Annotated in this window: 22 protein-coding genes, 1 tRNA gene and 2 pseudogenes; 12 read left to right on the top strand and 13 right to left on the bottom strand. The window is 55.7% G+C overall.

From position 1 onward, the window contains the following. Nucleotides 1-35 precede the first annotated feature (35 nt). The 6 genes and pseudogenes from HY788_11850 to HY788_11825 form a co-directional block, all read right to left on the bottom strand. Nucleotides 36-329 carry a hypothetical protein gene (locus HY788_11850; protein MBI4774851.1) on the bottom strand — a complete coding sequence of 98 codons (294 nt, stop codon included), beginning with the start codon at nt 327-329 and terminating at the stop codon, nt 36-38. A gap of 270 nt (nt 330-599) precedes the next feature. Beyond that, on the bottom strand, nt 600-803 hold the full coding sequence (locus tag HY788_11845) for a hypothetical protein (protein ID MBI4774850.1): 204 nt from the start codon (nt 801-803) through the stop codon (nt 600-602). After that, complete coding sequence (locus HY788_11840; protein MBI4774849.1) at nt 800-2,920, bottom strand: SAM-dependent DNA methyltransferase; 2,121 nt, start codon at nt 2,918-2,920, stop codon at nt 800-802. The genes HY788_11845 and HY788_11840 overlap by 4 nt, the downstream gene beginning before the upstream one ends. 262 nt (nt 2,921-3,182) lie before the next feature. After that, nucleotides 3,183-3,258, bottom strand: a tRNA-Arg gene (locus HY788_11835). A 33-nt stretch (nt 3,259-3,291) separates the two neighbouring features. After that, complete coding sequence (locus HY788_11830) at nt 3,292-4,995, bottom strand: PAS domain S-box protein (GenBank protein ID MBI4774848.1); 1,704 nt, start codon at nt 4,993-4,995, stop codon at nt 3,292-3,294. Between the two features lie 88 nt (nt 4,996-5,083). Beyond that, a pseudogene (locus HY788_11825) lies at nt 5,084-6,324 on the bottom strand (type II secretion system F family protein). Nucleotides 6,325-6,749: 425 nt separating this feature from the next. Between HY788_11825 and HY788_11820 the strand changes: the two are divergent. Then, nucleotides 6,750-7,028: a hypothetical protein gene (locus tag HY788_11820; protein ID MBI4774847.1), complete on the top strand. Its 279-nt coding sequence runs from the start codon at nt 6,750-6,752 to the stop codon at nt 7,026-7,028. A gap of 87 nt (nt 7,029-7,115) precedes the next feature. Here the strand turns inward: HY788_11820 and HY788_11815 are convergent, their stop codons facing one another. The 4 genes from HY788_11815 to HY788_11800 form a co-directional block, all read right to left on the bottom strand. After that, nucleotides 7,116-8,282, bottom strand: coding sequence for a DegT/DnrJ/EryC1/StrS family aminotransferase (locus HY788_11815; protein ID MBI4774846.1), 1,167 nt, complete (start codon nt 8,280-8,282; stop codon nt 7,116-7,118). Beyond that, the gene (locus HY788_11810) at nt 8,279-8,743 is read right to left on the bottom strand and encodes an MOSC domain-containing protein (protein ID MBI4774845.1); all 465 of its coding nucleotides are present in this window, start codon (nt 8,741-8,743) and stop codon (nt 8,279-8,281) included. The genes HY788_11815 and HY788_11810 overlap by 4 nt, the downstream gene beginning before the upstream one ends. 91 nt (nt 8,744-8,834) lie before the next feature. Beyond that, nucleotides 8,835-10,106, bottom strand: a complete 1,272-nt coding sequence (gene glgC / locus HY788_11805; protein MBI4774844.1) for a glucose-1-phosphate adenylyltransferase — start codon at nt 10,104-10,106, stop codon at nt 8,835-8,837. A 107-nt stretch (nt 10,107-10,213) separates the two neighbouring features. Continuing rightward, nucleotides 10,214-11,521, bottom strand: a complete 1,308-nt coding sequence (locus HY788_11800) for an ABC transporter substrate-binding protein (protein MBI4774843.1) — start codon at nt 11,519-11,521, stop codon at nt 10,214-10,216. A 331-nt stretch (nt 11,522-11,852) separates the two neighbouring features. On the opposite strand from HY788_11800, the gene HY788_11795 reads away from it, so the two are divergent. Next, nucleotides 11,853-12,278, top strand: coding sequence for a hypothetical protein (locus HY788_11795; protein MBI4774842.1), 426 nt, complete (start codon nt 11,853-11,855; stop codon nt 12,276-12,278). Nucleotides 12,279-12,560: 282 nt separating this feature from the next. Here HY788_11795 and HY788_11790 read toward each other — a convergent pair whose 3' ends face one another. Beyond that, the gene (locus HY788_11790; protein MBI4774841.1) at nt 12,561-13,571 is read right to left on the bottom strand and encodes a DUF128 domain-containing protein; all 1,011 of its coding nucleotides are present in this window, start codon (nt 13,569-13,571) and stop codon (nt 12,561-12,563) included. Between the two features lie 401 nt (nt 13,572-13,972). Here HY788_11790 and HY788_11785 point away from each other — a divergent pair, with 401 nt between their 5' ends. Continuing rightward, a complete protein-coding gene (locus tag HY788_11785) occupies nt 13,973-15,556 on the top strand; it encodes an FMN-binding glutamate synthase family protein (protein ID MBI4774840.1) in 1,584 nt (527 codons plus the stop codon). A 96-nt stretch (nt 15,557-15,652) separates the two neighbouring features. Here the strand turns inward: HY788_11785 and glk are convergent, their stop codons facing one another. Both glk and HY788_11775 read right to left on the bottom strand, forming a co-directional pair. Continuing rightward, a complete protein-coding gene (gene glk, locus HY788_11780) occupies nt 15,653-16,666 on the bottom strand; it encodes a glucokinase (GenBank protein ID MBI4774839.1) in 1,014 nt (337 codons plus the stop codon). A gap of 143 nt (nt 16,667-16,809) precedes the next feature. Beyond that, entirely contained in the window at nt 16,810-17,343 is a 534-nt protein-coding gene (locus tag HY788_11775) for a DNA-3-methyladenine glycosylase (protein MBI4774838.1), read from the bottom strand. Nucleotides 17,344-17,806: 463 nt separating this feature from the next. On the opposite strand from HY788_11775, the gene HY788_11770 reads away from it, so the two are divergent. The 9 genes and pseudogenes from HY788_11770 to HY788_11730 all read left to right on the top strand — a co-directional run bounded on the left by HY788_11770 (nt 17,807) and on the right by HY788_11730 (nt 26,751). Continuing rightward, on the top strand, nt 17,807-18,736 hold the full coding sequence (locus tag HY788_11770) for a hydrogenase small subunit (GenBank protein MBI4774837.1): 930 nt from the start codon (nt 17,807-17,809) through the stop codon (nt 18,734-18,736). Nucleotides 18,737-18,773: 37 nt separating this feature from the next. Beyond that, nucleotides 18,774-20,411 (top strand): nickel-dependent hydrogenase large subunit, encoded by a 1,638-nt coding sequence (locus HY788_11765; GenBank protein MBI4774836.1) that lies wholly within the window; start codon nt 18,774-18,776, stop codon nt 20,409-20,411. Between the two features lie 85 nt (nt 20,412-20,496). Next, a complete protein-coding gene (locus tag HY788_11760; protein MBI4774835.1) occupies nt 20,497-21,081 on the top strand; it encodes a HyaD/HybD family hydrogenase maturation endopeptidase in 585 nt (194 codons plus the stop codon). A 29-nt stretch (nt 21,082-21,110) separates the two neighbouring features. Beyond that, complete coding sequence (locus tag HY788_11755; protein MBI4774834.1) at nt 21,111-21,332, top strand: HypC/HybG/HupF family hydrogenase formation chaperone; 222 nt, start codon at nt 21,111-21,113, stop codon at nt 21,330-21,332. Between the two features lie 260 nt (nt 21,333-21,592). Continuing rightward, nucleotides 21,593-23,236 (top strand): FAD-binding protein, encoded by a 1,644-nt coding sequence (locus HY788_11750; protein ID MBI4774833.1) that lies wholly within the window; start codon nt 21,593-21,595, stop codon nt 23,234-23,236. A 132-nt stretch (nt 23,237-23,368) separates the two neighbouring features. Beyond that, a pseudogene (locus HY788_11745) lies at nt 23,369-23,888 on the top strand (NAD(P)H-dependent oxidoreductase). 169 nt (nt 23,889-24,057) lie between these two features. Continuing rightward, a complete protein-coding gene (locus tag HY788_11740) occupies nt 24,058-24,855 on the top strand; it encodes a polyprenol monophosphomannose synthase (GenBank protein ID MBI4774832.1) in 798 nt (265 codons plus the stop codon). After that, the gene (locus tag HY788_11735; GenBank protein ID MBI4774831.1) at nt 24,779-25,681 is read left to right on the top strand and encodes a glycosyltransferase; all 903 of its coding nucleotides are present in this window, start codon (nt 24,779-24,781) and stop codon (nt 25,679-25,681) included. Before HY788_11740 ends, HY788_11735 begins: the two co-directional genes overlap by 77 nt. Beyond that, nucleotides 25,678-26,751: a radical SAM protein gene (locus tag HY788_11730; GenBank protein MBI4774830.1), complete on the top strand. Its 1,074-nt coding sequence runs from the start codon at nt 25,678-25,680 to the stop codon at nt 26,749-26,751. Before HY788_11735 ends, HY788_11730 begins: the two co-directional genes overlap by 4 nt.

Genomic DNA, 26,751 nt, shown 5'->3' with positions numbered 1-26,751 from the left:
AGACGGTTCGGTTCTACAACTACAAAGCTGATTTATTACGTAATTCCAGCTAATTGAGAACTGTTTTCTTCACTAACTCTGAAAGTCCTGTCTATCAGGCCCATTGGAGTAATGTGGTCTTGAGTGTCGTACACAGTTTTAACCGTCATGTCCTTGGGAGATACCCATGGTATTGTTCCATTCCAATATTCGGGGTTATCCTTTGATGGTGTTCCACCCCCTAAACAAGTAAACAAGTACTTCATTTTTGTTATCGGCCAATGCTCCGGCAATTGACCCAACCACTGCACGCCGCTCTCTTTGTACTTGGGATAGGCCGGATACCTCATGCTGCACCTCCCAGAGCAAGACACGCAACTACCGAGCATTCCTCAGCGGTTGCCATCGCCCGAAACTTGCCCTGGAAGACGACTCCAGTCAAACAACGGTCAAGCAAAGTGCGGCCTGCAAGTCCCGGTAATACAAAGAGATCACGAAAAGGCGATCCGCAAACCGGTCCTCCGGTCAAGCAACGGTCAAACAAAAGTCGGCTCTTCATCATGCCCACCTCGGCAGATATTTTCTGGCCCGGCTACCGACCGTTTCGTCGTGGCAACGAATCAGTCCGGCCTCGATGGCATCCTTGATGATCTGGGAGACCATGGAGCTGTTCTTCTCGTCGATCCCGAACCGCTCCCGTATTCCCCGATTTCATCCGGCTCGGCATTGTTGTGCTTGAACTCCACCCATTCGGTTTCGCGGGGCAGTTTTCGCAGCTCGATCAAAATGCCGAGAAGCTCGCTATCCGGCGGGTCGATACTCACGTCGTTACCTCCCGGAGGAGATCGAGGATTTCTCCTTCCAGCCCCTTGATCTCGGCCTCGATCTCGGCCAGCTCGCGCGGCGGTTCGTAGCGGTAGAAATGGCGGTTCAGAGGAATCTCATAACCTACTTTGGTCTTGCCGGGATCGATCCAGGCGTCGGGCACGTGGGGCAGCACCTCGCGCTGAAAGTATTCCTCGATGCCTTGCTTGAGCGGCACGTTCTCGGTGTCGCGCAGGTCCGGGTCCGGCTCCGGTTTACCGTTCTTGTCCCGGCAGATTTCAGCGGATTCGTCCCGTTCCCCGATGGCGGCAAGCACGGCTTTCAGTTCGGGGGCGGAGAGTTTGACGGCCCGGGCTCGTTCGATTTCGCGCAGGGCGAGCAGGAACTCTTTTCGATCTTGGAACACCGTGCCGCCATGCTTCCCGGCAAAAGCGTCGAGCAGATCCCGGATGGTTTGCTGGCGGGCCTTGCCCGCTTCGATCTCCTTTTGGCGGACCGTCTCGTTCTTTTTCTTGCTGGAGGCCAGGTTCTTAAGGCCGGCTTGCTCGTCCAGCCGCGAAATGCGCTCCGGCGTGGCCTGAAAATTCAACCGCAAGGGTCGCTCGACGGTGATTTTGTGAAACCCGAAGTCCTCGTTGTCAAAAATCTTGCTGACGATCAATGTCTGTTCGTCGCCATTCCTTGCAAAGGTATGTGTCTCGCCGTCTTTGAAATCGCTGTAAATCCGTGTGATCTCCGCGATGTGGTCCGGATCTTTGGGTTTATCGGAAGGATCGCCAATCCGGCGTCGCTTGTTGCCCAGGCTTTTTTCCATTTGCACCCAGAAGTAGCGCGCGTCGATGAGCTGCACTTTGCCCTTGCGAGCGTCTTCCTTACGGTTGGTGATGATCCAGAGGTAGGTGGAAATGCCGGTGTTGTAGAAAAGCTGCTCCGGCAACGCGACAATGGCCTCCAGCCAGTCGTTTTCTATGATCCATTGACGAATATTGCTTTCACCGCTGCCCGCATCCCCGGTAAAGAGCGGCGATCCGTTGAACACGATGCCGATGCGGCTGCCTCCCCTGTCCGGTATGCGCATCTTGCTGATCATGTGCTGCAGAAAGAGCAACGCTCCGTCGTTGATGCGCGGGGTTCCCGCACCGAAGCGTCCGGCAAAGCCCAGGGTATCGGCTTCCTGCTTGATATCGCGTTCCTGCTGCTTCCACTCCACGCCAAAAGGCGGGTTGGCCAGCATATAGTCAAAGGTCCACTTATTTCCCTGGCCGTCTTGCTTAAAGCCGTCTCGGGTGAAGGAGTCGCCCAGCACGATGTTGTCGGCTTCCTCGCCCTTGATCAGCATGTCGGACTTGCACACGGCCCAGGCCTCGTCGTTCCAGTCCTGACCGAACAGCTTGGGTTGGGCCTCGCTGTTGAGCTGGCGGATGTACTGTTCGGACACGGAGAGCATGCCGCCCGTTCCGCAGGCCGGATCGTAGATGGTTTTCACCACGTGACTGCGCGCCAAATCCTTTTCAGGGGCCAGCAGTAGATTGACCATCAGCCGGATCACCTCGCGCGGAGTGAAATGCTCCCCCGCCTCTTCATTGGATTGCTCCGCCCCGATACGGATGAGTTCTTCGAACACATAACCCATCTGCAGATTGTCCACCCGTTGGGGCGAAAGATCGATGGCGGAAAAGGCCTTGATCACCTCAAACAGAATGTTTTTCTCCGCCATCCTCGCAATCTGCTGGTCAAAGCCGAAACGCTCCATAATGGTGCGCACGTTGGGAGAAAATACGTTGATATAGCTGTTGAGGTTGGGCGCCAGGTTGTCGGGATCGTTCAGCAGGGAATGGGGGGCGTTTTTGTCGAACTGCATCTTGGATAGGTTGTAAAATTTGTAGCCGGTCACGTCCTCCAGCAGGCGTCGGATCACGGTATCGGGCTTGGTTTTAATCTCACTATGCCTTTCCAGCACAGCCTCTTTGGTAGGATTCAGCAGACAGTCAAAACGACGGAGAACCGTAAGAGGCAGGATGACTTTGCGATATTCGTTGCGCTTGTAGGGTCCGCGAAGCAGGTTACAGATTCTCCAGATAAAGCCGGCCAGTTGGGAGTGAGTTTCAGCATTCATGAGCGGTCCTTTGAGTGGTCTTGGGAAAATGAGCAACCGGGTTCAAATCGCATTCGCAACCATGCGCATGGTTTGGAATTCAGTGAAATCGTTTCAGGAGCAGGAGGATAAAACCGGTATAGTGAATTTTGGCTGTTTTGGCAAGAAATGGAAAAGAAGGCCCCGCCCCGAGGCATAAAAAACGTAGACGGGGTGTGGGACAAGGTCGAGGCACAAAAAATAAAGGTTAGACAGACTTGCCTAACCCCTGAAAAGCAATCGATGGTGCGCCCAGCAGGATTTGAACCTGCGGCCTACGGATTCGTAGTCCGGCGCTCTATCCACTGAGCTATGGGCGCGTGCGTTCCTTATAGAAAATTCAAAGCCGGGAATCAAGTGTTTGTTTCGTCGGGTTTGGCGCGGTTCGGGAGGGTGATGCGAAAGAGGGTGCCTTCCCCTTCCCGGGCCTGGACTTCGATATTCCCGCCGTAATGCTCGACCGTGGATTGCACCACGGCCAGGCCCAGTCCGGTCCCTTTGGGCCGGGTCGTGAAGAAGGGATCGAAAATCTGCTGCACCACCTCCCGGCTCATGCCTTCTCCATGGTCTTCCACTTCGATTCGAACCGACGGCTGGACGTGACTCCCGCCCGGGACGTTGGAATTCGCGCCGATGGCCACCCGAACGTCACCGCCGTTGCGGGAGGCTTCCACCGCGTTCAGCATCAAATTCCACACCAACTGCCGAAAGTGGTCCTCGAACATGCTCAGGCGGATATCGGGCTGAACGTCTTTTACAAACCGAATGCCGGTTTCCTGGTCGAGCCTCGACTTCAACAGGGTGATGGTTTCGTCGACAACCGGGAGTGGATCGATGGGCTTCAGCACATCGGGGATCTTCTGCGGTTTCGAGAGCCAGAGGAATTCGTCCAGGAGCTTGTTCAGCCGGGACATTTCCCGGTCGATGATGGACATGAGGCGCCGGGACAACGTCGGCTCGGTCTTCTCCTGACGGAGTATCTGCAACGCCCCGCTCATGGAGCCTAATGGATTCCGGATTTCGTGAGCCATGCCCGCGGCCAGTCTTCCCATCATGGCAAGGCGTTCGAGGCGCTTTACCTTGGACTGGTATTCTTTTATTTGAGTGATGTCCTGAAAAATGACGGTGGTTCCGTATCGCGTTCCGTCGGGGCTTTCCAGCGGGGATACGGAGAAGCCCAGTTGCACGGGCTCGCCGTTCTTCTTTATTACGGAAGTCTCGTGCCGTGATGGAAGATTCCCGATGGAATCCTTCGTTTCCTCGACGGAAACCGCGGCGAATTGAGGGAACAGGCGCTCGAAGGACTCGCCGACCACCGCCTCGAACGGATATCCTGAAATACGTTCCGCGGCCGAGTTCCATGACAATACCCGTCCATTTTTCCCCACCGTCAGCAGACCGCTGTCAATGCTGCCCAGGATCCACTCGTTTAGGGCCGACAGCTTGTCCACGTCTTCGGTGCGTTCCTGCAACGCCTTTTGGGTTCTCGATAGTTGGGCGGTCAGGTACGAGGTGAGGAAAGCCACGGCGAAAAAAGCCGAAATGTGTGTGGCCAGGTGGATCAGCAACTCCAGAGCGTTGGCAATGGGTTGGGGCTGCGGTTCCAGATAAATCGGCGTAACCACCCCGTAGAACTGCAGGTTCACCAGAAGTCCGTACAGGATGCTGCTCAGACTGGCGCAAAAAAAAGCGCATCTTCCGCCCAACAGAACGGCCGCCCCGACGATGATGAGCAGATACAGGAACTGAAAAATGCTGCCGGCCCCGCCGGTAAAAAAAATAATGGCGGTCACGAACAGGACATCCAAGTGCACCTGGGTCCAGGCAAGCCCCTCGAACCGGGTCAGAGACCTCAGCAGGATCAAGTAAACGACCGAGGAGGCGAACAGGAGTCCGATCATGGAATAGAGGTAATCGAAGGCTTGCGAAGCGGGATGGGTTTGATAGCGCAGCACGATGCTGCCGCCCAGCAGAAAACCGAGCAGGACCAGCCTGGACAGCATCATCCATTGAAGCTTGGATTTCAAATCGGATGTATGGAAGGAGGTAAGGGCCATCGGATCGATCGCAGGACGCCTGCCGCCGGAGTCCGGTTTCCGGCGGCGAGGACATGAATCCTGTCCGGCAAAAGGTTACAGAAAGAAATCAGCTACCCATCATCACGCCCGCCATCTGGAAAATCGGCAGGTACATGGAAATGACGATGGCCCCGATGATGCTCCCCAGAATGACCATCATAACGGGCTCGAGCATCGAGGTAAGAGCGTCCACGGCGCGGTCCACTTCCTCGTCATAGAAGTCCGCGATCTTTTCGAGCATCTTGTCCAGCTCCCCGGTGGCCTCACCCACGTAGATCATCTGGGTAACCATACCCGGAAAGACGCCGCTTTCCTTGAGTGGCTCCACAATCGTCTTTCCCTGACTGATGGATTCACGGGCTTTGAGGATCGCGTTTTCCACGACCTTATTGCCGGCTGTTCGGGCCACGATCTGCATACTTTCGAGTATGGGAACACCGCTGGCCACCATGGTGCTCAGGGTGCGCGAAAACTTGGCAATGGCGACCTTTCTGAACAGAATGCCGAACACCGGGAGTTTCAGCGACAGCCGATCCGACAGCAGCCTGCCTTTTTCCGTCTTTCGAGCGTGTCGAATGGCGAAGAACAGCGCCACCGCTCCCACAAACACGTAGGGGACGTTGTCGCGAGGGAAATAGNNNAGGGGACGTTGTCGCGAAGGAAATAGCTGATGGCCACCACGATCTGGGTGGGGAGCGGCAACGCGTGGCCCATTTCAGCAAACAGGTCTGAAAAGACCGGAATAACAAAGATCAGAATCACCGATATCACCAGTACGGCCACGGCCGTTACAATGGTGGGATAGACCATCGCGCTCTTTACTTTGGCTTTGAGTTTGGCCACCTTTTCGATGTACGTGGCCAGACGGTTGAACACCACGTCCAGGACGCCGCCGGTTTCTCCGGCTTCCACGAGGCTGATGTACAGTTCGCTGAACAATTTGGGAAACTGAGCCATCGACTCCGACAGGGTTTTCCCGCCCTCGACCGTCTCCTTCACCGTAAGAAGGTTTTCGCGCAGATTCTTCTTTTCCTGCTGCTCGCCCAGAATTTCCAGACATTGGACCACGGGAAGTCCCGCATCGATCATGGTGGAGAATTGGCGCGTCAGAATGACGACGTCTTTCTCTTTGACCTTCGGCTCGAACATGCTTTTTCGGGCGGCGCGTTTCTTCTTGGCCTTGAGAGAAAGGGGGGCTAGATTCATTCTTCGGAGTTGGTTTCGGGCTTCCGCCTCATTCAGCGCGTCCAGCCGACCCTTTTGTATCTTTCCGTCTCGGCCGCGAGCTGTCCACGCATAACTTGCCATCGGGAACCTCCTTATCGAAACCGGGAAATGTTTCAACGCCCGCGGACCGACGCTAATGACGGCACAAAATGGAGTGCGCCCTCGAAGAGCCCGAGTCCGGCCGACGTCGCAGCGCATAACAGGACATTGGATTGTATAACAAACATATGCATTTTAGAGATTTCGGTTTTGTCGTGTCAAGGAGGAACGCGCATACCCGCCCTTTGATGGAGCCGGCGGGAAGAACTTAAATGAACATGATCAGCGCCTCGCAACCGGTGGCAGACGCACATGCCTGCGATGCGCAAGCACGGGTTGCCCCGCATTTCAGTGGAAAAACCCGATGGGATTTTGCTTGACAAAGAAGAACCTCGTGACTAAATTCCTTCGGATTTTAGCACTGACTTTTAAAATACCTAATAGAAAAAGAATTGGGGGTGATTCCAATGGACTGCCAAACAGTAAAAGCCGGAACCAATTGCTCGTTTATGAGCAAGAAAGGGTGCACTTTTAATGGGGGCGCGTGCCACACCATCGTGGAAGCGTGCGAAAGCTGTGCTCGTATTCTGGAAGTGAGCGAACGAAAATTCTGTTCCATTTTTCCCGATCCTCAGGCGAAATGGCGATTCGGCAAATGCAACATGGCCACACACCTGGCCAAAGCCGAAGTCAAACCGGTCGCGAAAGTCAATCCGCTCAAAGCCTCGAAGCGCAAAGCCCATTAAGAGGGACCCCAAGAAGTCCCCGTTTCCGAATCGGGCGGGACTTTTTGGGGACTCGATCCGAACCTATCCTGCGCCTCGCCCCATCCGTCAGGTTTTCCCGAAAAACGAGACAATGCAATCTACCACGTATTCTTGCATTTCCATAGTCAGTTCGGGATAGATGGGCAGCGCCAGGACTTCGCGGGCCGCCTTCTCGGTTTCCGGAAACCGACCTGCTTCGTATCCGAGATGCCTGAAGCATTTCTGAAGGTGAAAGGGTACCGGGTAGTAGACTTCCGTTCCGATACCGGCCTCCGAAAGGAAGCTTCGCAACGGATCGCGGAAGTCTCCGGGCGCCCGAACGACATATTGATTGTAGATGTGATCCAGCAAGCCTTCCTCCCCCGCCCGGACCGATACAGGGGGAGGGGGGACGAGCCGGCCTTCCGCGGGCAACTTCGAATCCGAGAAAAGCGTATGGTAGCGTTCCGCGTTGGTCCGGCGCGCCCGGTGCCATCGGTCCAGATGTGGGAGCTTTACGGAAAGCACGGCCGCCTGGATGGGATCCAATCGAAAATTTCCGCCTATGAATTCGTGGTAGTACTTGGGTTCGGCGCCGTGATTTCGAAGCAGACGAAGCCTTCTGTTCAAACGCTCGTCATCGGTGACCACCATACCCGCATCGCCCATTCCTCCCAGATTCTTGCTGGGGAAAAAACTGAACGCGCCGAAGGTTCCCATGCTTCCGGCTTTCCTGATTCCGTTCACGGACGGGTACTCCGCGCCCAATGCCTGGGCGGCGTCTTCAACCACCGCCCATCGTTGCTGATTCGCCAGTTCGAGTATGGCGTCCATGTCGGCGCATTGGCCGTACAGGTGAACAGGGACCACGGCCTTGACTTTCGGATCGCCTGCGAATTCTTCGAGGGCCGCAGGGGACATGTTGAAGGAGAGGGGATCGATGTCCGCGAACACGGGAACCGCCCCCAATCGGGCAATGGCCCCGGCCGTTGCGAAAAAGGAAAACGGAGTAGTAATGACCCGGTCTCCGGGCTGCAGGTCCAATGCCATGAACGAGACCAGCAGAGCGTCCGTACCCGAAGATACGCCCACTGCGAAGCCCGATCCGACGTATTCCGCCACGCACCGTTCGAATGCTTCGACTTCGGGCCCCAATATGTAGCGGCCGGAGTCCACCACTTCCGTTATGGCATCCAAAATCGCCCTGCGTAAAGACTTGCATTCCAACTCCTCCACAACACCAGGCGCCTTCAGTGTTCCCCGTCGTTCAACACCAGAATCCGATCTCCGGGCTGAATACGTCCGCCCTCGATGATTCGGGCGAATACGCCTTCCTTGGGCATGACGCAATCTCCCGCCCGGTAGTAGATGGCGCACCTTGTATGACATTCCTTACCGATCTGAGTGATTTCCACAACGGCGCCATTCCCTATTCGAAGGCGGGTTCCAATGGGCAGTGAAACGAGGTCCAGACCCTCGGTGGTCACGTTTTCAGCAAAACTGCCGGGTTCGACCTCCAGCCCCAGATCTTTCATTTTTTGAATACTTTCCATGGCCAGGAGGCTCAGCTGCCTGTGCCATGGGCCGGCATGGGCGTCTCCGCTGATTCCATGTTCCACGGTAAGCTCCGCAGCCTCTACCGGGGTCTTGATGGTTCCCTTGTGTTTGCTGACACAGACGGCAATCACCCGGGGAATTGTTGCAGTTCGAGTCATGGTACGGTTCCAATGGCCGCGGATGGCAAACGGCGTGTCGTCGGACTTCCGGTTCGACGAATCCAATCCATCCCCGCAGCGTCCTTTCTTGTTAGGAATAGTAGCCCTTGCGCACGACCACAATACCTCTCGGAGTTACGGTGAATCGCTTTCGGTCTTCCGCGGGATCGTATCCGATCACTGTTCCGGGAGGGATTCGATTCTCCTTGTCAACAATCGCTTTCTTGATTTTCACGTGTCGTCCCACTTCGACACGGCTCATGATAACCGATTCTTCCACCTGGCTCCAACTGTGAACGTACACGTCCCGGGAAAGCACCGAACTTCGAATCAGTCCGCCGCTGATGATACAGCCGGGCGACACGAGACTGTCCAACGCCTTGCCTACACGATAGTTCTCGGAGGTTTCGCTCGCATATACCATTTTAGCCGGCGGTGAAGTACCCTGGTAGGTGAGAATCGGCCACTGAGTACCGTACAGGTTGAAAAAAGGCTCTATGCCGGTCAAATCCATGTTTGCATTCCAATAGGCGTCCAAGTCGCCCACATCCCGCCAGTATGTGGAATCCCGGGTCTTTTCCGTCAACACGCGAGTGCGTGTGCCGCTTTCCTCGGTGGTATAGATGTAGTCCCGAATGCGGTTGTTTGTCTTGTAAGGGTACGCGAACACACTGTGGGAATGGATCATGCGGGGAAGAATGTCCTTACCGAAATCCTTCTCCGTGCTTTCTTCCAGAATACGAATCAGCACGTCGGCTTTGAAGATATATACTCCCATGGAAGCGTACACTACGTCCGGATTCTGGGGGTTCACGCGGGGCTGCTCGGGCTTTTCTTCAAAACCGACGATGCGGCCGGACTCGTTTACCTCGATTATGCCGAAGGCCTTGGCCTGCCGGGGCTCGATTTCAAACGTCGCGATGGTGAGGTCGGCCCCCTTTTCCTCATGAAACGCTTTGAACAGGGAGTAGTCCATTTTATACACGTGGTCGCCCGAAAGGATCAGGATGTTGGACGCCTGGGCCCTTTTAAGTAAGTAGAGATTCTGCCGGACGGAGTCGGCAGTGCCCAGGTACCAGTCTTCTCCCACCCGCTTCTGAGGGTGCACGATGCGCAGATAGTGTCCCAGAGGAGCGCTGAAGATGTTCCAACCGGCCTCTATGTGATCTGTCAGGGACTGGCTCTTGTATTGAGGGAGAACCAGGATGCGATACACTTCCGAATTGATGCAGTTGCTCAAGGTGACATCGATGATCCGATAGATACCGCCGAAGGGCACGGCCGGTTTCGATCGGTCCAGGGTCAAAGGGTACAGGCGCTCTCCCTTTCCCCCAGCCATGATTACGGCTACGACGTTTCTCATTGTTACTCCCAATTCCCGTGTCCGGCGAGTATGCCGGAGCCTACTGTTTTCTAGTTCGGAGTCGCATGGCCGAAACGACCACCTTCCAGGTATTCGCCGGCGTTTCTTCACTCTTTTTTCGGATATCGTCCTTCGAAGATATCCCACGGAGCTATCATAAGCCGGGACGGCGAAACGGAAAACCACTCTTTAATCATTTTGACGGCCGGGGGGAATTCGGATCCGCTAGTTGTCTTTCCCATGGCCAGCGGAAGGACCAGTTGGTGGCTCTCGGAGTGCATGTGTGACTGAAATCCCGGCGTGTCCCAGGGAAGGGAAAGTTTCAACGATTCCATGGTCTTGATCAGTTTGTCCAGATTCTGGAGAGAACCGGCTTCGTTGAATCCCTGGGCGGCAAATCGCACGGCCACATATCCGTCTATGGCGGATTCAGAAGGAAAGTGGCCGAAGCGACCCTTGAACCGATACACGTAGCGAACATTTGCCTGGGTGTCGGGCCAGTTCAGATGATGGTGAGCCCCCATCAGAAAACCATCCGGAATGCGGTCTCCCATCTCTTTTAGAAAAAGGTAGTCCCCGCCGCCGAAGGGACAGATGAGCCGGGTGTTTGGGAACAGGCCCAGCAGCCGGCTCTGGCGAAAAAACTCTGCAAGGTTCCGGTCTCGGTACAGGCAGAGAGCAATGGGGAAATGATCTTTTCGCAGTGTTTCAATGATCTCGGTGAAGTCCGGATCGTTGGGCCGGGTCCACCACTGGGCTCGCAACACAGCGCCTTTCTTTTCGGAGGCCAGCGCTTCGATGAAAGCGGTCGCAGCCGTTCGACTCGACTCCGTATCCGGACCGCAGACGGCGTACTGCTCCCAGGGAAGAGTAGCCGCATAAAGTCCGGCCAGAGTGGCCGTCTGATGAGTCGAAGGCGTAAGGTGAAAATAGACGGGGCGAAACTCCTCGAGGAGGAGTCGGCCCTCCTCGTGGCCGGATCCGAGAAATACCAGTCCCTGCAGTTCCGCGAAACGGGAAACGCTCGCGGCGCATTCTCCGTCCAATACTCCGATCAGGCACTCGATATTCTCGAAGCTTTGAAGGCGCCTGGCTTCTTGCAGGGCGATCTGAGGATCGCTCTGTGTGTCTCCCAATGCGAGACGAACGGGTGCGCCGAGTATGCCGCCGGACAGATTTACATCCATGGCCGCAAGCTGAGCGCCTTTCCAGGCTTCCGTCCCCCGTTCCGCGTCAGGTCCCGTAATGGGGTACAATACGCCCAACGTAATGGCATCGTCGGCCGACTCGGCGAAAGCCGCGGGAAGGGAGATTTCACAGAGGACGGAAACCAGCGCCGCCATCAGAACCGTCCATATACCTAGCCCGAGCCGGCCGGCAGGACCGGTGTTTCGGGCTCTATTCGCTACACTCATACCTTTTCCACCAAACTCGGAATAGTCTCCATACCGGTTTTTTAGGATACGAAAATGCGCGCCGTCTGTCTACCTCGTTCGGGCTCGGACAGCATGATATCGGGGGGCCGATTCGGCATCCGGCAATCGCCCGTCGAAATCGGAATTCGGGGACGCCTCTGGTGAGGATATCCTCCGGGCTTGAGCCGCCCGGCTCTGACTCACCGTATACCGGCTCCGACACAGATCGATGTTGCTTGTGAAGTCCGGAGCGTTTATGCTGTTCCTCAAGACCCGGAAGGGACAGAGTTTCTGATCCACGAAGAATAACAGGGGCGGGACGGTGAATGAAATGAAAGACAAGTGTGTACTGTCAGGGCTCGTGGCGGGGTTGTTGTGGACGGTGCTGGCGGCGGTGGTGGCTGTAGGGTGCGCCGCGCATCGGGATGATGTACTTCAGGCTTCGGTGAAGGCTTATAACAAGGCCATGAAATGGCAAGAATATGAAAAAGCGGGGGATTTCGTTGCGGGCTCGTACAAAGATCAGTTTCGGAAAGCGACCGCAGATTTTGAAAAGGACCGGTTGAAAATTGTGGATTATGAAATCGTGAGGTCGACCATCGATCAGGAGAAAGACTCGGCGACTAGCACCGTGAAACTCGAGTACTATTGGGAAGGCGACGGCAAATTGTTGCGCGCAACCCTGGACGAGAAGTGGGTCTACGAGGATGGAAACTGGAGGATCGTTCCGAGCCTGGATGAATTCGCGCATAAATAGGATTCTCCCGGATCCGTGATGGACCTTTCCGGATCACCGCCGCGCCGCCGATATCTTTACGGAATAGGGTAACCGAAAGGTCATTTCCTCTGTTCCTACCGAGCCTTCCTTGCTTTTCGGTCACGATCATCCCATTTTGCTCGACGTCAATCACATCGAAGTAATAATCGAGTCTCATTTCGCAACTAGGGGGTCGGGCGATGGTTTGGAAGGCGATATTGTGGAAAAGCAGAGTGTCGGCCAGAGCGGAGGAGAAATCATTCGGCAACGTCTTGTGATCGATCAGCGACTCAACTTGCCGACTTCCCTGTTCAGTTCCGTGTAGGGGAACAAACGGTCGAATTCTATAAGACCCGCCAGGGCCCGGGAATAGACCCGTCGTCCGGTTTCCTCGAGTACGGCTACCGGGTTGAGACCTCCGATCACTACCGCACCTATACGCCCTTCGCTGACGGGTATGTCGAACAACGACTGGCCGGGGTTCCCTATGCGTAGCAATCCTCCCAGCCCGACTTCCTCGAGTTCTCGTGCGATTTCCTCGACTCTGCGCTGGCTGGCCGAAGGAAATTCCCTGAAGCTCGCGCCTATGCGGCCGTTTCCGGTTGTTATGGCTCCGAGGTAATCGGTCATTCCGCTGCGAATAAACACTTCGAGGGGGTCCAGGCTGGTGCCGTCATAGGTGATGATCTCGACGAAACGCGTGGGGTCCTTCCTTCGGATCTCGAGCAATCCGCCGAAGCGAGAGTTGGTAGGGATGCCGGATTGAAGGAGAACTCCGTTGAGAGTGATGGAACACACGGTGGCCAGGCCCAGCTTTCCCTCGGGCACCAAAATATCGTCAACGCGTTCCCCCGGTTGAAAAAGGGCCACGAGACGGCCCATCGTGTAGCGTTCCTCGAATACGCGGCAGATCAGAGGGAGCACGGAGATCAGGTCATGAAGATCCACAAGAGTGATGTTTACTACGACGGTTCCGGACTTGCGGTTCAGGTCGAAGTCCATCCTGTAGGTCATCTGATCGATTTTGGCGGACAGAAACCCCACCTTTTCGATGCCGCCGGCAGCGGCGAGCTCCCTCAATCCGCTTTCCGTAACACGTCGGCCTCGCTTTCCGAAGTTCCTGGTGAGCCCCTCTTCTTCTAAATCTTTAAGATACAACCGCACCGTGCGTTCGCTGATCTCGATGCCGTTGGCGGCTAGCTTTTCGGCCACCTTGGCGCCGGTGAGGGGGTCATCCGCATTTTTGAGCACTCGCAGGATGGCGAGTCGTTTCTTTTCGATCTTCTCCATAATACCCTGGATCATAATCGGCTTATGCGGGGAGTGTCAAGAGTCCTTATCGGTAATATTGCCGTAAATAGGATTGTCGCCGCAGCCGGTTCCCTTACCTGCTATGAATCGCGTATAAACCGGAGTCCGCGCCGGAATGTTCGGCAGGAGCGGAGGACGCCCGGAGCCTATTTTGGTATTTTTGCCATGATAACATCAATTATGGTTTTTTTCTTGACTAAAACCGCGTTTTTCGTCAGAGTTTAGGCAACTAGTTGCCAACAAAAAAACGAGTCAAAAGCCGATACCGTTCGCGTCCACGCTTTGCTGCTCATGAACCAAGATCGGGACACGTTTCGAATCAGCGAATATCAATATATAAACATGGCAATGGATAGCCGAAAAGCAAAAAGGGAGGAAAACAAATGAATCTGCTTCAACCCAATGCCAACGAGGCGCTTCAGAGCGGAAACCGTTCCCGGAGCGTGGCGCCGCAGTCGGGCATCTGCAGCCGGTGTGTGGACGGTTGCAGGGGCAACTGCGATCTGTTCCAGTCGTCGTTCAGAGGAAGAGAATTGTTGTATCCGGGGCCCTTTGGAAGTGTTACCGCGGGCGGTGACAAAGACTACCCGGTGGATTATTCCCACCTCAATATCATGGGATACGCCTTCGGGGCGAATGGGGTTCAGGCCGATCCCGATCATGCGACTTTTCCGGCGGTGAACACGGAAACCGCTTTCGGCGCGGGCGAAAAAGTCAAAATGAGAGTTCCCATTTTCACAGGTGCGCTGGGAAGCACGATGATTGCTCAAAAGAATTGGGAGCACTTCTCCGTTGGCGCCGCGATCAGCGGCATATCCTTGGTGTGCGGCGAGAACGTGTGCGGCATCGATCCTCAATTGGAAAGAAACGGCAACGGCAAGGTCGTACATTCGCCCGAAATGAAACGCCGAGTGGAATCGTATCGGCGGTACCGTGAAGGATATGGCGATATCCTGGTTCAGATGAATGTGGAAGACACCAATTTTGGTGTCGCCGAATACGTGGTTGAGAAACTGGGCGTGGAAACCATAGAGCTCAAATGGGGCCAGGGAGCCAAATGTATCGGCGGTGAAATCAAGGTGGATTCACTGGAACGGGCCATAGAACTCAAAAAGCGAGGCTACATTGTGACGCCGGACCCTGAGGATCCCGCCATTCAGAAGTCTTTTAAGGATGGGGCCGTCAGACAGTTCGAGCGACATTCACGACTGGGGTTCATCGAACAGGAAAACTTCATGAAGGAAGTCGAACGCCTTCGCGCCCTGGGCGCAAAACGCGTGACATTGAAGACCGGGGCGTACCCGATGCGCGAGTTGGCCATGGCGATCCGGTGGTCTTCGGATGCCAAGATTGACCTTCTGACTATCGACGGCGCGCCGGGCGGAACAGGAATGAGCCCCTGGCGGATGATGAATGAGTGGGGTATTCCTTCCATATATCTCCATTCCATGGCTTACGACCTTTGCCGGCGGCTTTCGGCGAGAGGAAAATGGGCGCCGGACCTGGCTTTTGCCGGAGGATTTTCCGGTGAGGATCACGTATTCAAATGTCTGGCGTTGGGAGCTCCTTACACTAAAGCCGTGTGTATGGGTCGGGCCTTGATGATTCCCGGTATGGTTGGAAAGAACATCCAGCTATGGCTCTCGGGCGAGGATGGCGGTCTACCCAAGACCGTGTCCAGGTATGGAAACACGAAGGAAGAGATTTTTATCAATTACGAGACGCTAAAGGCCAAATACGGGAATGAAGTCGATGTGCTGCCCACCGGCGCCATCGGCATCTATAGCGCCGTGGACAAAATCAAGGTGGGATTGCAGCAACTGATGGCCGGAGCCAGGAAGTGGGAGACAAAATACATTGATCGAAACGACTTATGTTCCCTGACCGAGGAATGTGCTAAAGTGACCGGAATCCCCTATGTCATGGACTCGTACAAGGACGAAGCATTAGCGATCATTGACGCTTGACGGCTCGTCCGCGACCGTTTCCCCGGACGCGGGACGCCGCTGTCCGAGGCAGGCTCCGGTGTTTCTGATGTACGGGAAGAACGGTTTGCGGGTCTCCTATAAAGAAAGACCGCGACGGGCCGCCCCCAGCAGGGCGGCCTCGTCGTTCAGGATCACTTTGACGGGAATTTGGGATAGGAGACTGCTCAGGCGGCCCTTTGCGACAAAGGCTTTCATAAAAGCCGGTTCTTTAAGTTTCTTGAGTATCTTGGGAGCAATGCCCCCACCAAGGTAAATGCCCCCCAAGGTGAAGCAGCGGAGCGCCAGGTTCCCCGCTTCGGATCCGTAGACACTGGCAAACAGATCCAGCGCCATCTCGCACAAGGCGCATTCTTTCCCCATAGCCAGTTCCGAGATGACCTGGGCGGGGTCCTGCTCCTGGAGCCGCATGAGTACGGACTTTCGTTCCGTGGCCTTGCCCGTGTCCCGGAAGAACTTATATACATTGTACAGTCCCGGCCCCGAAAGCACACGTTCGATACTCACATGGGTGAATTTCTTCCGAAGCTCGTGCCAAAGCTCGACCTGCAATGGATTGGTCGGAGCAAAATCCGCGTGTCCCCCTTCGGATGCCTGGGCCACGTGCCGGTCGCCGCTCCACAGAAGGAACGCTTCCCCGAGCCCCGTACCCGCGGCAATCAATCCGATATTCTGTTTCTTGTGTTCCAGACCCGCGTTTAGATCGTGCAGGTCCTTCTTCTCCAGTATCGGCACGGCTTCGGCTGTGGCTACCAGATCGTTGACGAGTTCCACCGAATCAAATCCGAACCGGGACCTGATCTCCTGTTCACTGACCACCCAGGGCATGTTGGTCGTGAAGCACCTGCCGTTGACCACCGGGCCGGCCACCCCGATGCAGCATTTGCGGCAGGAAACGTCGGTGGTTTTCAAAAACTGCTCGAGGATCCCCTCCAGACCATCGTATTCGCGGCTCGAGAAAGTGCCTTTCCGAATCGGAACCGGCCGGCCGTTCACCCGAGAGAACAGCCCCAGATTCACCTTCGTGCCTCCCACGTCGCCGGCAAGCACCGGCTCTGAGGCGGAATCCGTTGGATTTGAGTGTTCGGACATAAGATCCGTCTATTTCATAGATTGGAGGCCCTGTCCAGGGATCGATCCATGCTCCCGGATCCGTGTCGCCCCGGCCCCGTCTGGTCAAAAAAATCGCATGAACTATAGTCTTCCGGCTCATCCCTTGTAAAGAAGATTGCTTTCTAACGGCTGACAAAACGATTGCCGGGTACGAAATATCTCCAAGGAAGCTCGGTCGCTTTTCGTATCCCGATCCGGGGTCCCTGACTTACGGGAAAGGGCCGTTGCGGGGGATGGATGCTGAGCCGTTGTCCCACCATTTCTCCGTGATAAGAGCGGTCGATGCCGAAAGCCTGGCAGAGCTTTCCGGGACCGTTGGTGAGGTTCAAGAGCTTGTCGCATCCGCGCCGCAGACGCATCTGAGTCAGGCCTTCGAGAGGCTCGACAGCCCGGATCAGAACGGCGCCAACGCCTTCTCGCTCGGTGGTGATGTTCAAACAATGATGCATGCCATAGATCAGGTAAACGTAGATCCGCCCATACGTGTCCTTCAGCATGGCCCCTTGGCGTGGGCGGGTGACGGCGTGGGAGGCGGCGTCCGCTCTATACGCTTCCACTTCCACAATCGCGCCGGCGCAGGAACCCACCCTCAGTATGGCGCCGATCAGCGATCGAGCCACGTCGCAAGTGTTTCCTGCGAAGAAACTCGCACCCATCGAAGGATCGTTCCTGTAGTCAGTGTGCGTTTGTGCCTCGTTGGGCATGGGCTCTCCTTTGAAATACTAAAAAGTGTAATCGGGCCGGTGTCCGTGCGGCCGAACGCAGACACGCGGAATCCATGGTCGTGAGACTTCCCGCGGACGAATGATTCCGAAGTGCCGATTCCTGAATATTTGCCGTTACTATCCCGTCTAAGGAGTTTGAAGCGGGTTCAGAGAAAGCCGGCTTGATAGGCCACCTCACCCCTGCAATTTTCCCTCCTTTCGTCTAAACACAAATTAATTGACCATAAACGGATCTTTCCTGTATACAATATTGCGCAGCTTCGTATTCTATTCAGTAAAGGTGGTGATGGAAAACCGACGGATAACACGAAGTCACATCGCGATGCGGTTTCTTGCGGCACCGAAACTGCGGTTGCATCTGTTCCTAAAGCTAACTTCACCAAGGAGGTGGGCAATGTCAAGGGATGAAATCCTGGGCCAGAATGCAGAAAAGCGGGGCATTAGCCGGCGAGATTTTGTGAAATATTGCGGATTGATTACCGCAACTCTCGGCCTTCCCGTAACCATGGCGGAAAAGGTTGCTGACGCAATGACTGCCGCAAGACCGTCGGTGATTTGGCTGGCGTTTTCCGAATGCACCGGCTGCGCGGAATCGTTCATCCGCACTACTTACCCGAGCATCGGGGATCTTATTTTGGACGTAATTTCCCTGGATTACAGCGAGACGATCATGGCGGCCGCCGGACACCAGGCTGAAGAGGTGCTCATGGATACCGCCGAGAAGAACAAAGGTAAGTTTTTCTGTATCATCGACGGAGCCCTTCCCACCAAAGAGGGTTACGGCATGATCGCGGGCAGGCCGATGATCGATATTGCGAAGGATATCACCAGCAAGGCCGCTGCAACGATCTGCGTCGGCGCGTGCGCCTCTTTCGGCGGACTTCCGGCCGCCAAACCCAATCCAAGCGGAGCAAAATCCATACAGGATGCTCTGGGAATCAAGACCATCAACATTCCGGGTTGCCCACCCAACACCATCAACATGGTGGCCACCATTGTCCATGCCATAGTTCTCGGAAGTCTTCCGGCACTGGACAATTTGAGTCGTCCTCTTTTCGCCTATGGACAAACCATCCATGATCGTTGCCAACGAAGGGCCAGCTACGAAGGAGGTTACTTCGCCAAGGAATTCGGTGACGCAGGTCACTTGAACGGCTACTGCCTGTACGAACTCGGCTGCAAGGGTCCGGAAACCTATAACAACTGTCCTACGGTCAAATTCAATCAGGGAATCAGTTGGCCCATTGAAGCCGGGCATCCTTGCATCGGATGCAGCGAGCCCGAGTTCTGGGATAAGATGACTCCCTTTTATGTAGCCAAGTAGCCGAGGCCGATCATGCCGAAAAGGAGGAGGATACCCCATGGCGAACAGAATCGTCGTTGATCCGATTACCAGAATAGAAGGACACCTCAGAATCGAGGTTGAAGTAGAGAACGGAAAGGTCAAGAATGCCTGGAGTTCCGGTACGTTATTCAGAGGAATAGAAATGATTCTTCAGGGCCGGGACCCCCGCGACGCCTGGCTCTTTACGCAGCGCGCCTGCGGTGTTTGTACCTATGTGCACGGTCTGGCGAGCGTCCGATGCGTGGACGATGCTTTGGATATCAAGATCCCCAATATGGCCCGATTGCTGCGCAACATCATGATGGGAGCCCAGTATCTGCACGATCACCCGGTACACTTTTATGCCCTGAGCGCCCTTGATTGGGTGGATGTGGTCAATGCGCTGGAAGCCGATCCCAAGAAAACAGCGGACCTGGCCGCCGCTGTCAGCACGGCCCCCGGCTCCGGTGTGAAGGAATTCGAGGCGGTCAAAGACAGGCTGAAGGCCTTCGTAGCCAGCGGGCAACTTGGGCCTTTCGCCAATGCGTATTGGGGACACCCGGCCTACAAACTTCCACCGGAAGCGAACTTGATGGCCGCAAAGCACTATTTGGATCTGCTCAAGATGCAAGTGAAGGCGGCGCAATTGCACGCCATATTCGGCGCCAAGAACCCCCACATTCAGAGCCTGACCGTGGGTGGCGTAACCTGCGGAGCCGATCTGAACGCGGACCGGGTGGCCCACTTCATGTTCCTGCTCAAAGAGATAAAGAGCTTTATCGACAATGTATACATCCCTGATATATTGGCCGTAGCCGGCTTCTACAAAGACTGGGGCGCCATCGGAGGCACGACCAACTTCCTGGCGTATGGCGAATTCCCTCAAACGGACGTGGAGCCCGACAGTCTCTTCCTGCCGCGCGGCGTCATCTTCAATCGGGATATCGCCTCCGTAGGGGCGGTCGACCCCGGTAAGATCATGGAACACGTTCGCCACTCCTGGTACGAAGGGAACGGCACCCTGCATCCGTCCAAAGGCGAAACAAAGCCCAAATACACGAAAATGGATGTCGATGACCGGTATAGCTGGCTGAAGGCCCCCCGTTACGACGGCAAAGCCTGCGAAGTCGGTCCCCTGGCACGCCTCCTGGTGGCCTACGGGAGCGGACATCCTCAAGCCAAAGCCACGGTGGACAGCGTACTCCAGACGTTGGACATCCCGGCCACCGCATTGTTCTCCACCCTGGGCCGTACCGCCGCGCGGGCCATCAATACGAAACTCATTGCCGACGCCATGGTGGACTGGACCAACGAGCTGATCGACCTGATCAAAAAAGGCGATACGAAAACATATCAGTCCTATGCGTGGAAGGACGGCATGGGAATGGGTCTGAACGATGTGCCTCGAGGCGCATTGGGACATTGGGTGGATATCAAGGACAAGAAAATTAAAAACTACCAGATGGTCGTGCCTTCCACCTGGAATCTGGGCCCCCGTTGCGCCAAGGACATTTTAGGACCGGTGGAAGAGGCGTTGATCGGAACGCCCATTGCGGACCCGAAAAAACCGCTGGAAATTCTGCGCACCGTGCATTCTTTCGACCCATGCATCGCTTGTGCGGTTCATGTGATCGATCCCCATACCAATGAGGTGTACAAAGTCAAGGTGCTATAGTTCGATCGTTGGTGAAATTATTTCATCTTGTCGCCCCCGGTTATGATGTTTTCCCACCCAATGGGGAGGCCGGGGGCGGCTGTTTGTGAGATCCTCTTCTTACACGGCTGAAAGCACGATGAACGCATTGCATCGCAAAATCACCATCTTGGGAGTCGGAAACGTCCTGTTAAAGGACGAGGGCGTCGGTGTATTCATGGCCCAGCGCTTCGAAAGGAAATATGTCTTTCCGGATTATGTGGAAATCGTGGACGGCGGTACACTGGGTTTAAGTCTCTTGTCCGTGGTTACGCAGACCGAACGCCTCCTGGTGTTCGATGCCGTCAAAAACCGGGGAACGCCCGGGGATACGTACTTGCTCGAGTACGAAGACCTCCCTTTTCACATACGCGCCAAAAACTCGCTTCATCAGACGGATTTGATGGAAACACTCACTTTGGCGGGTCTCGTCGGAGAGCGGCCTGAAACCGTGGTTGTGGGAGTGGAACCACTGGATATCGAACCCTGGGGCATCGGCTTGACGCCGCCCGTCCGAGAGAGTATTGAACGGTTGGAACGACTGGCCCTGGATCAACTGGGACGCTGGGGCATATTTCCAGAAACGAAAACGGAAGAAAACCGCGGGGAAGGTCGGATTTGCTTTCCCTTTGGGGACGAGGAAGCGTGCTGATTCGCATGCCCGCAGGGGGAGGTCGCAGAGTGTGCCTTGCAATACCCGCCAGAATTATTTCAATTGAACAGGATTTTGCGCAGGTCGATATGGGTGGGAACCGGTTGAAGATTTCCACCCTGCTCATGGATCAATTGTGTGTGGGGGACTACGTCATCGTACACGCGGGTTTCGCCATCCACAAAGTAGATGAACAGGAAGCGCAAGAATCGTTGAGACTTCTGCGCGAGATCTCGATCGCCATGCCTTAGCCGAAATGAATATGGGCGTCGCCCGTATGGCCCCTCCGGACCTGTTCCATTGATGACTCGCCTTTGCTTTTCTTGACCGTGTCAAAGCCTCTTTCGGCGTCAGGCGCCCGTAAGCCGCTCCGGCCCCGGGGTGCACGCCTTCTTTTGGAATGACGGAAGAAATCCGCTTGTAGTCTCTAACTTAAATTGTGAAAATAGAAAGCCGCTTTGCTGTTCACCCAACCGGTTTCAGAAGGATCGAAAAGAAGAGGAATCCCGACATGCTCCTGGAGAGACAAGAGACGCTTTCGTGCGACGTACTGGTCATCGGAGGCGGGGGTGCAGGCCTCAGGTCCGCTATCGCCGCCAAAGCAGAGAACGCCGACGTGCTTCTGGTTTCCAAGTCCGGATTGGGACGCGCCGCGAATACCTTCATTTCCAAGTCCGTTATAGCTGCCACGGGATGGGGGACACCGGACGACACAAGAGACGTTCACATGACCGATACGGTAATAGGCGGACGCTTTCTGAACGATCAGGCCATGGTGGCCCGGATGGTGGAGCAAGTGGGCGCCGAGATTGCTTTTTTGAAAGAATGCGGCGTGCGTTTCGGAATGGAAGGAGAAAAACCCCGTGTGTTTCAAATCCCGGGGCATAGCTATCCCCGCCATGTGTACGGAGAGAACTGGATCGGCAGGGACCTCGTTTTGCCGCTCGAACGCCGGGCAAGGAAGGTGGGCGTCCGCGTTGCGGAACATGTGTTTGTCTCCCGGTTTCTGGCATCCGGCGGACGAGTGAGTGGCGCGACCGGTGTCACTGCGGACGGCAGGTTCCTTACCATGCAGGCAAAGACCATAGTATTGGCCACCGGCGGTTACGCACAGATCTTCCTCAACACCAATAACGCTCCCGGCATCGCGGGAGACGGCCACGCTTTGGCCTACGATTTGGGGGTTCCATTGAAGGAAATGGAATTCGTCCAATTCTATCCAACGGCCATGGGCGAACGAGGGAACCAGCTCGTGCTGTATGAGAAGATTTTGCCCCAGACAGGCGTGGTTCTACGGAACGAGGCCGGTGAGGATATCCTCAGGCGAAATGGGTTGGACCCTCTGCGGGTGACGAGGGATCAACTGGCGCAGCTGGTGATGAAAGAGATCGGTGATGATGGAAGGGAGAGGAACGGGGTCTTCATGGATCTCGAAGCGCTTCCCGAGGAGATCGCCGGTCAGCTCGCTCAAATTCTGCCCTCCCAGTGGTGGAAGGGGCGGAAAACGTTCAAGGTGGCGCCGACGGCTCATTTCTGTATGGGGGGTGTGGCGACGGATGAACACGGGGAAACATGTTTGAACGGACTTTTCGTCGCCGGAGAAGCGGCGGCGGGAATGCACGGCGCCAATCGCCTCGGCGGCAACGCTTTGGCCGAGGTATTTGCCATGGGCTCCCGTGTGGGAGGCAAAGCCGCCCAGCGGGCAAGGGAGATAGGGATGTCACCCGTCCCTCGACAGGCGGTGAAAGAAGAAAAGTCCCGGCTGGAAGACGCACGTTCTGAACAGGGATCGAGTCCTAAACGGCTGGCCCGTGAATTAAAAGAACTGATGTGGTACAAGGCGGGCGTCATTCGCCGGGAAGACGATCTCAGAGAAGCCCTGAGACGATTCGGGAATCTCGAGTCCCGAATCGCCGTTGCAAGCCCCGCCGATCTGATCAGGCTCATGGAATTTCAAAACATGAGACTTGTGGCCGAGATGGTCTGCCGGGCCGCCCTCGAACGAACGGAAAGCCGTGGATCGCATTTCCGTGTGGATTACCCGGAGGAAGACAATCGAAATTGGCTGAAGAACATCGTGTTGCGGAAGGGAGCGCAGGGTATGGAGATCCAGACCACTCCCGTACGCTTGGATCGGGTAAAACCCGAATTCTGATGCGGACGTACGAACCCAGGCTTCTTGAAACTTGTGACCATGCTTCACATTTTTTAAAGTCCGGATCTCGATGTGTTCGTCCGGAAGGACGTTTCTTGAATTGCGGCGCAGTCTCCCAAGTGGAATTGGCAAGTGAATATTTCGGTCATATTGGCGCATCCGGCCAAAGGCAGTTTCAACCACGCCATCGCACAAACCGTGGTCGCGCGTATCGAGAGCAACGGTCATTGTGCGATGGTTCATGACCTCTATGGCGGACGGGATCGTCATCGTCCACCCAAACTGGTGGGGCCAGCCGCCGGCCATTTTGAAAGGGTGGGTCGATCGTGTCATCAGACCCGGGGTGGCCTACCGGTTCATCGACGGCGACGGCGGCGAAGGCGTACCGGTGGGCCTCTTGAAGGCGCAGACGGCTCTGGTATTCAATACGGCCAACACGCCCACGGCAAGGGAACGGGAGACCTTCGGCGATCCGCTGCAACTGCTTTGGAAGAACTGCATTTTCGACCTCTGCGGCGTTCGTACCTTTTATCGGGAGATGTACACCGTGGTGGTGACCAGCTCGATCGAGGCGCGCCGCGACTGGCTGAACAGAGTGGATCGAATTGTGGATCTGTATTTTCCGGCCGGCGCCTGTGTCAAAGACGCGTGAACACTCACGGCATCTCGATGTAACCCAGGATTCTTCTATCTTGGCGTGGACGCCTGATTGTCGGAACCTACCCAGTATAGGCTTTCGGATTTCGCTCTTTTCCGGTATCGTGTTAAGGTCAGTCTATTGTCGTTGAATCCGGAGTCTGCGTTACCGCCGGGGATTGCATTTGCAGCCACACAAAACCATTGTAGTCATCCCTACCTTCAACGAACGAAGCAACATTGTTCCCCTCGTTGAGCGCATCGTTGGGTTGAATCTCTGCCTTGACATCCTGATCGTGGACGACAACTCGCCGGATGGAACCGGGCGGGTGGCGGACGAACTCGCCGCGCGCCACGCCGAGGTAGCGGTGCTGCACCGCCCATGGAAATACGGATTGGGCCGCGCCTATGCCACCGGATTCGGATTTGCATTGGATCGGGGTTATGAGCAGATTCTTCAAATGGACGCTGATTTCTCCCATGCGCCGGAAGCTATTCCGGCATTTCTACAGGCGCTTTCACACAGTGATTTGGTGGTGGGTTCCCGGTACTTGAAAGGGGGCGAGACGGAGAACTGGGCCCTCCATCGGCTGGTGTTGAGCCGGATGGCTACCTGGTTCGTCCGGTTGATCACCGGAGATTACTGCACGGACGCCACCTCGGGATTCAAAGGTTTCCGAAGACAAGTGCTCGAGAGCCTGGACCTGAAGGGCTTGGAATCACTGGGATATGTGTTTCAGGTAGAAGTGAATCATCAGGTGCGCAGGAAGGGATACCGTGTGACCGAGATTCCGATTCGTTTTGCGGATCGGGTTCGCGGCAGTTCAAAACTCCATGTCGGAGTGATTCTCGAAGCCATATTCCTCATTCTGAGGCTTCGCTTCAAAGGCTTGGGGAGGTTTCACCATGCCAACATTAAGCGTTGGTGTTATGGCTCACAACGAAGACAAGAATATCGGCGGACTGCTGCGGGCCGTTCTTAACCAGCGCCTCGAGTCCGGTTATATCAGCGAGATCCTGGTTGTGGCCAGCGGATGCACGGATCGTACCGTGGAAATCGTGGAAGCTCTGAGCCGCGAAGACCATCGGATCGAGCTTGTCGTCCAACCACGTCGTGCAGGGAAAGCGTCCGCCGTCAACGAGTTTCTGAAACGAGCCACGGGCGATATCCAAGTTCTTGTGAGTGCGGATGTGCTGCCGGCCGCGGATGCATTCGAGAAACTGATCTTGCCTTTTCAAGATCCGCGCGTCGGCATGACGGGAGGGCGCCCCGTTCCTTTGAACGCCTTACAGGGGGCCGTCAACCATGCCGTGCATTTGCAATGGCGGCTTCACCATAGAATGGCTTCCATCCGGCCCAAGCTCGGCGAGGTGGTTGCATTTGTATCCAAAGTCTCGTCCATTCCGGAGACGACCTGGGTGGACGAAGTGGCCCTCGAATACCACTTCCTGTCGAACGGATATACCCTTGTGTACGCGCCCGAAGCCATTATCTGGAATCACGGCCCCACTTCCATCAGGGACTTTCTCAGGCAAAGAAGACGCATCCATAGCGGACACTTGGACTTTTACCGGAAGACGGGGTATCGTGTGGCCACGTTTGATGTCCGGACCATCTTCCATGCCTTCCTTCAGGAGTTCAGTGCCTTTCCCGCGAGCTCCCGGCTTTTTCTGGTTCTCGCCGTGCTTCTCGAGGCGTGGGGCAGAGCACTGGGCCGTTTGGACATGACGGGGTTCCCCTCTTCTCATGTGGTATGGAAACGTTCAGCCACCACAAAAGAATGTCTGGACGAGCTTTCCAGAACATGATCCGACTCCTGTCTTATATCGCGCTTCACCGAATGGCCCATAGAATGGGGCTTCGCGTTCCCCCTCCGTTCAGCTTGACGGTATCCTTGACGCACCGCTGCAACCTGCACTGCCGGATGTGTTCGGTCTCCACCCGCTGCAGTACGGAGATGTCGCTGGAACAGATTTCCCGGCTGGCCTCTTCTCTTGGGAAATGGCCCCGCTGGATTACGTTCAGCGGAGGAGAACCTTTCCTCAGGAAAGATCTGGAGACCATCGTCGAACTTTTCTATTGGAAGTGCCGTCCCAGGGTGATCAATCTGCCCACGAACGCCACCATTCCCGAGACCGCGGAGCGCGCAGTCCGCATTGCCGCCTCATGCCCGGAGACCATAGTCGTGGCAAACATATCCTTGGATGATATCGGCAACCTTCACGACCGCATCCGTGGAGTCCCGGGAACGTTCGAGCGGGCGGTTCAGACCCTTCAAAGGATCCAGAAAGCCCGCCCCAAAAACCTGAAGGTCGGCATCCACACGGTCATTTCGACGCTCAACTCGGATCGAATCGATCGAATTGCACCGTCTCTGCGGGCCTTGAAGCCGGATCACTACCTAACGGAAATCGCAGAGGAAAGGTGGGAGCTTCAGAATGCCCCATTGGATGTAAAGCCCGATACGGAAAAGCTCCGCGGGGCGCTTCCTCTGTTAAAGGCGGACCTGATTCAACATGCGGGAGACGGATTTTCCCGTATTTCCGCTTCCTTGCGAGCGCGCTATTACGATATGCTGGCTGTTGAGCCCGAGCCCAACAACCGCCTCCTGCCCTGTTATTCCGGGCGAGCCTCCGCCCATGTGGACGCGGACGGAACCGTTTGGGCTTGTTGCGTGGAGGGGTCGGTCATGGGGAGACTACAGGATTGGGACTTTGATTTTAGAGCCATGTGGAACCGCTCCGAGGCTCAATCGGTTCGCAAGCGCATTGCCGACCGTGCGTGTTCCTGCCCTCTGGCAAACTCCGCCTTCACGAATATCCTGATGCACCCATCGGGTTTTTTTAAATTGTCCAAAGCCTGGTTAGGGATGGTTTGA

This window comes from Deltaproteobacteria bacterium (assembly GCA_016208165.1).
Classification (GTDB): Bacteria; Desulfobacterota; Desulfarculia; order JACQYL01; family JACQYL01; genus JACQYL01.
This window is presented reverse-complemented; position numbering and strand designations above follow the sequence as displayed.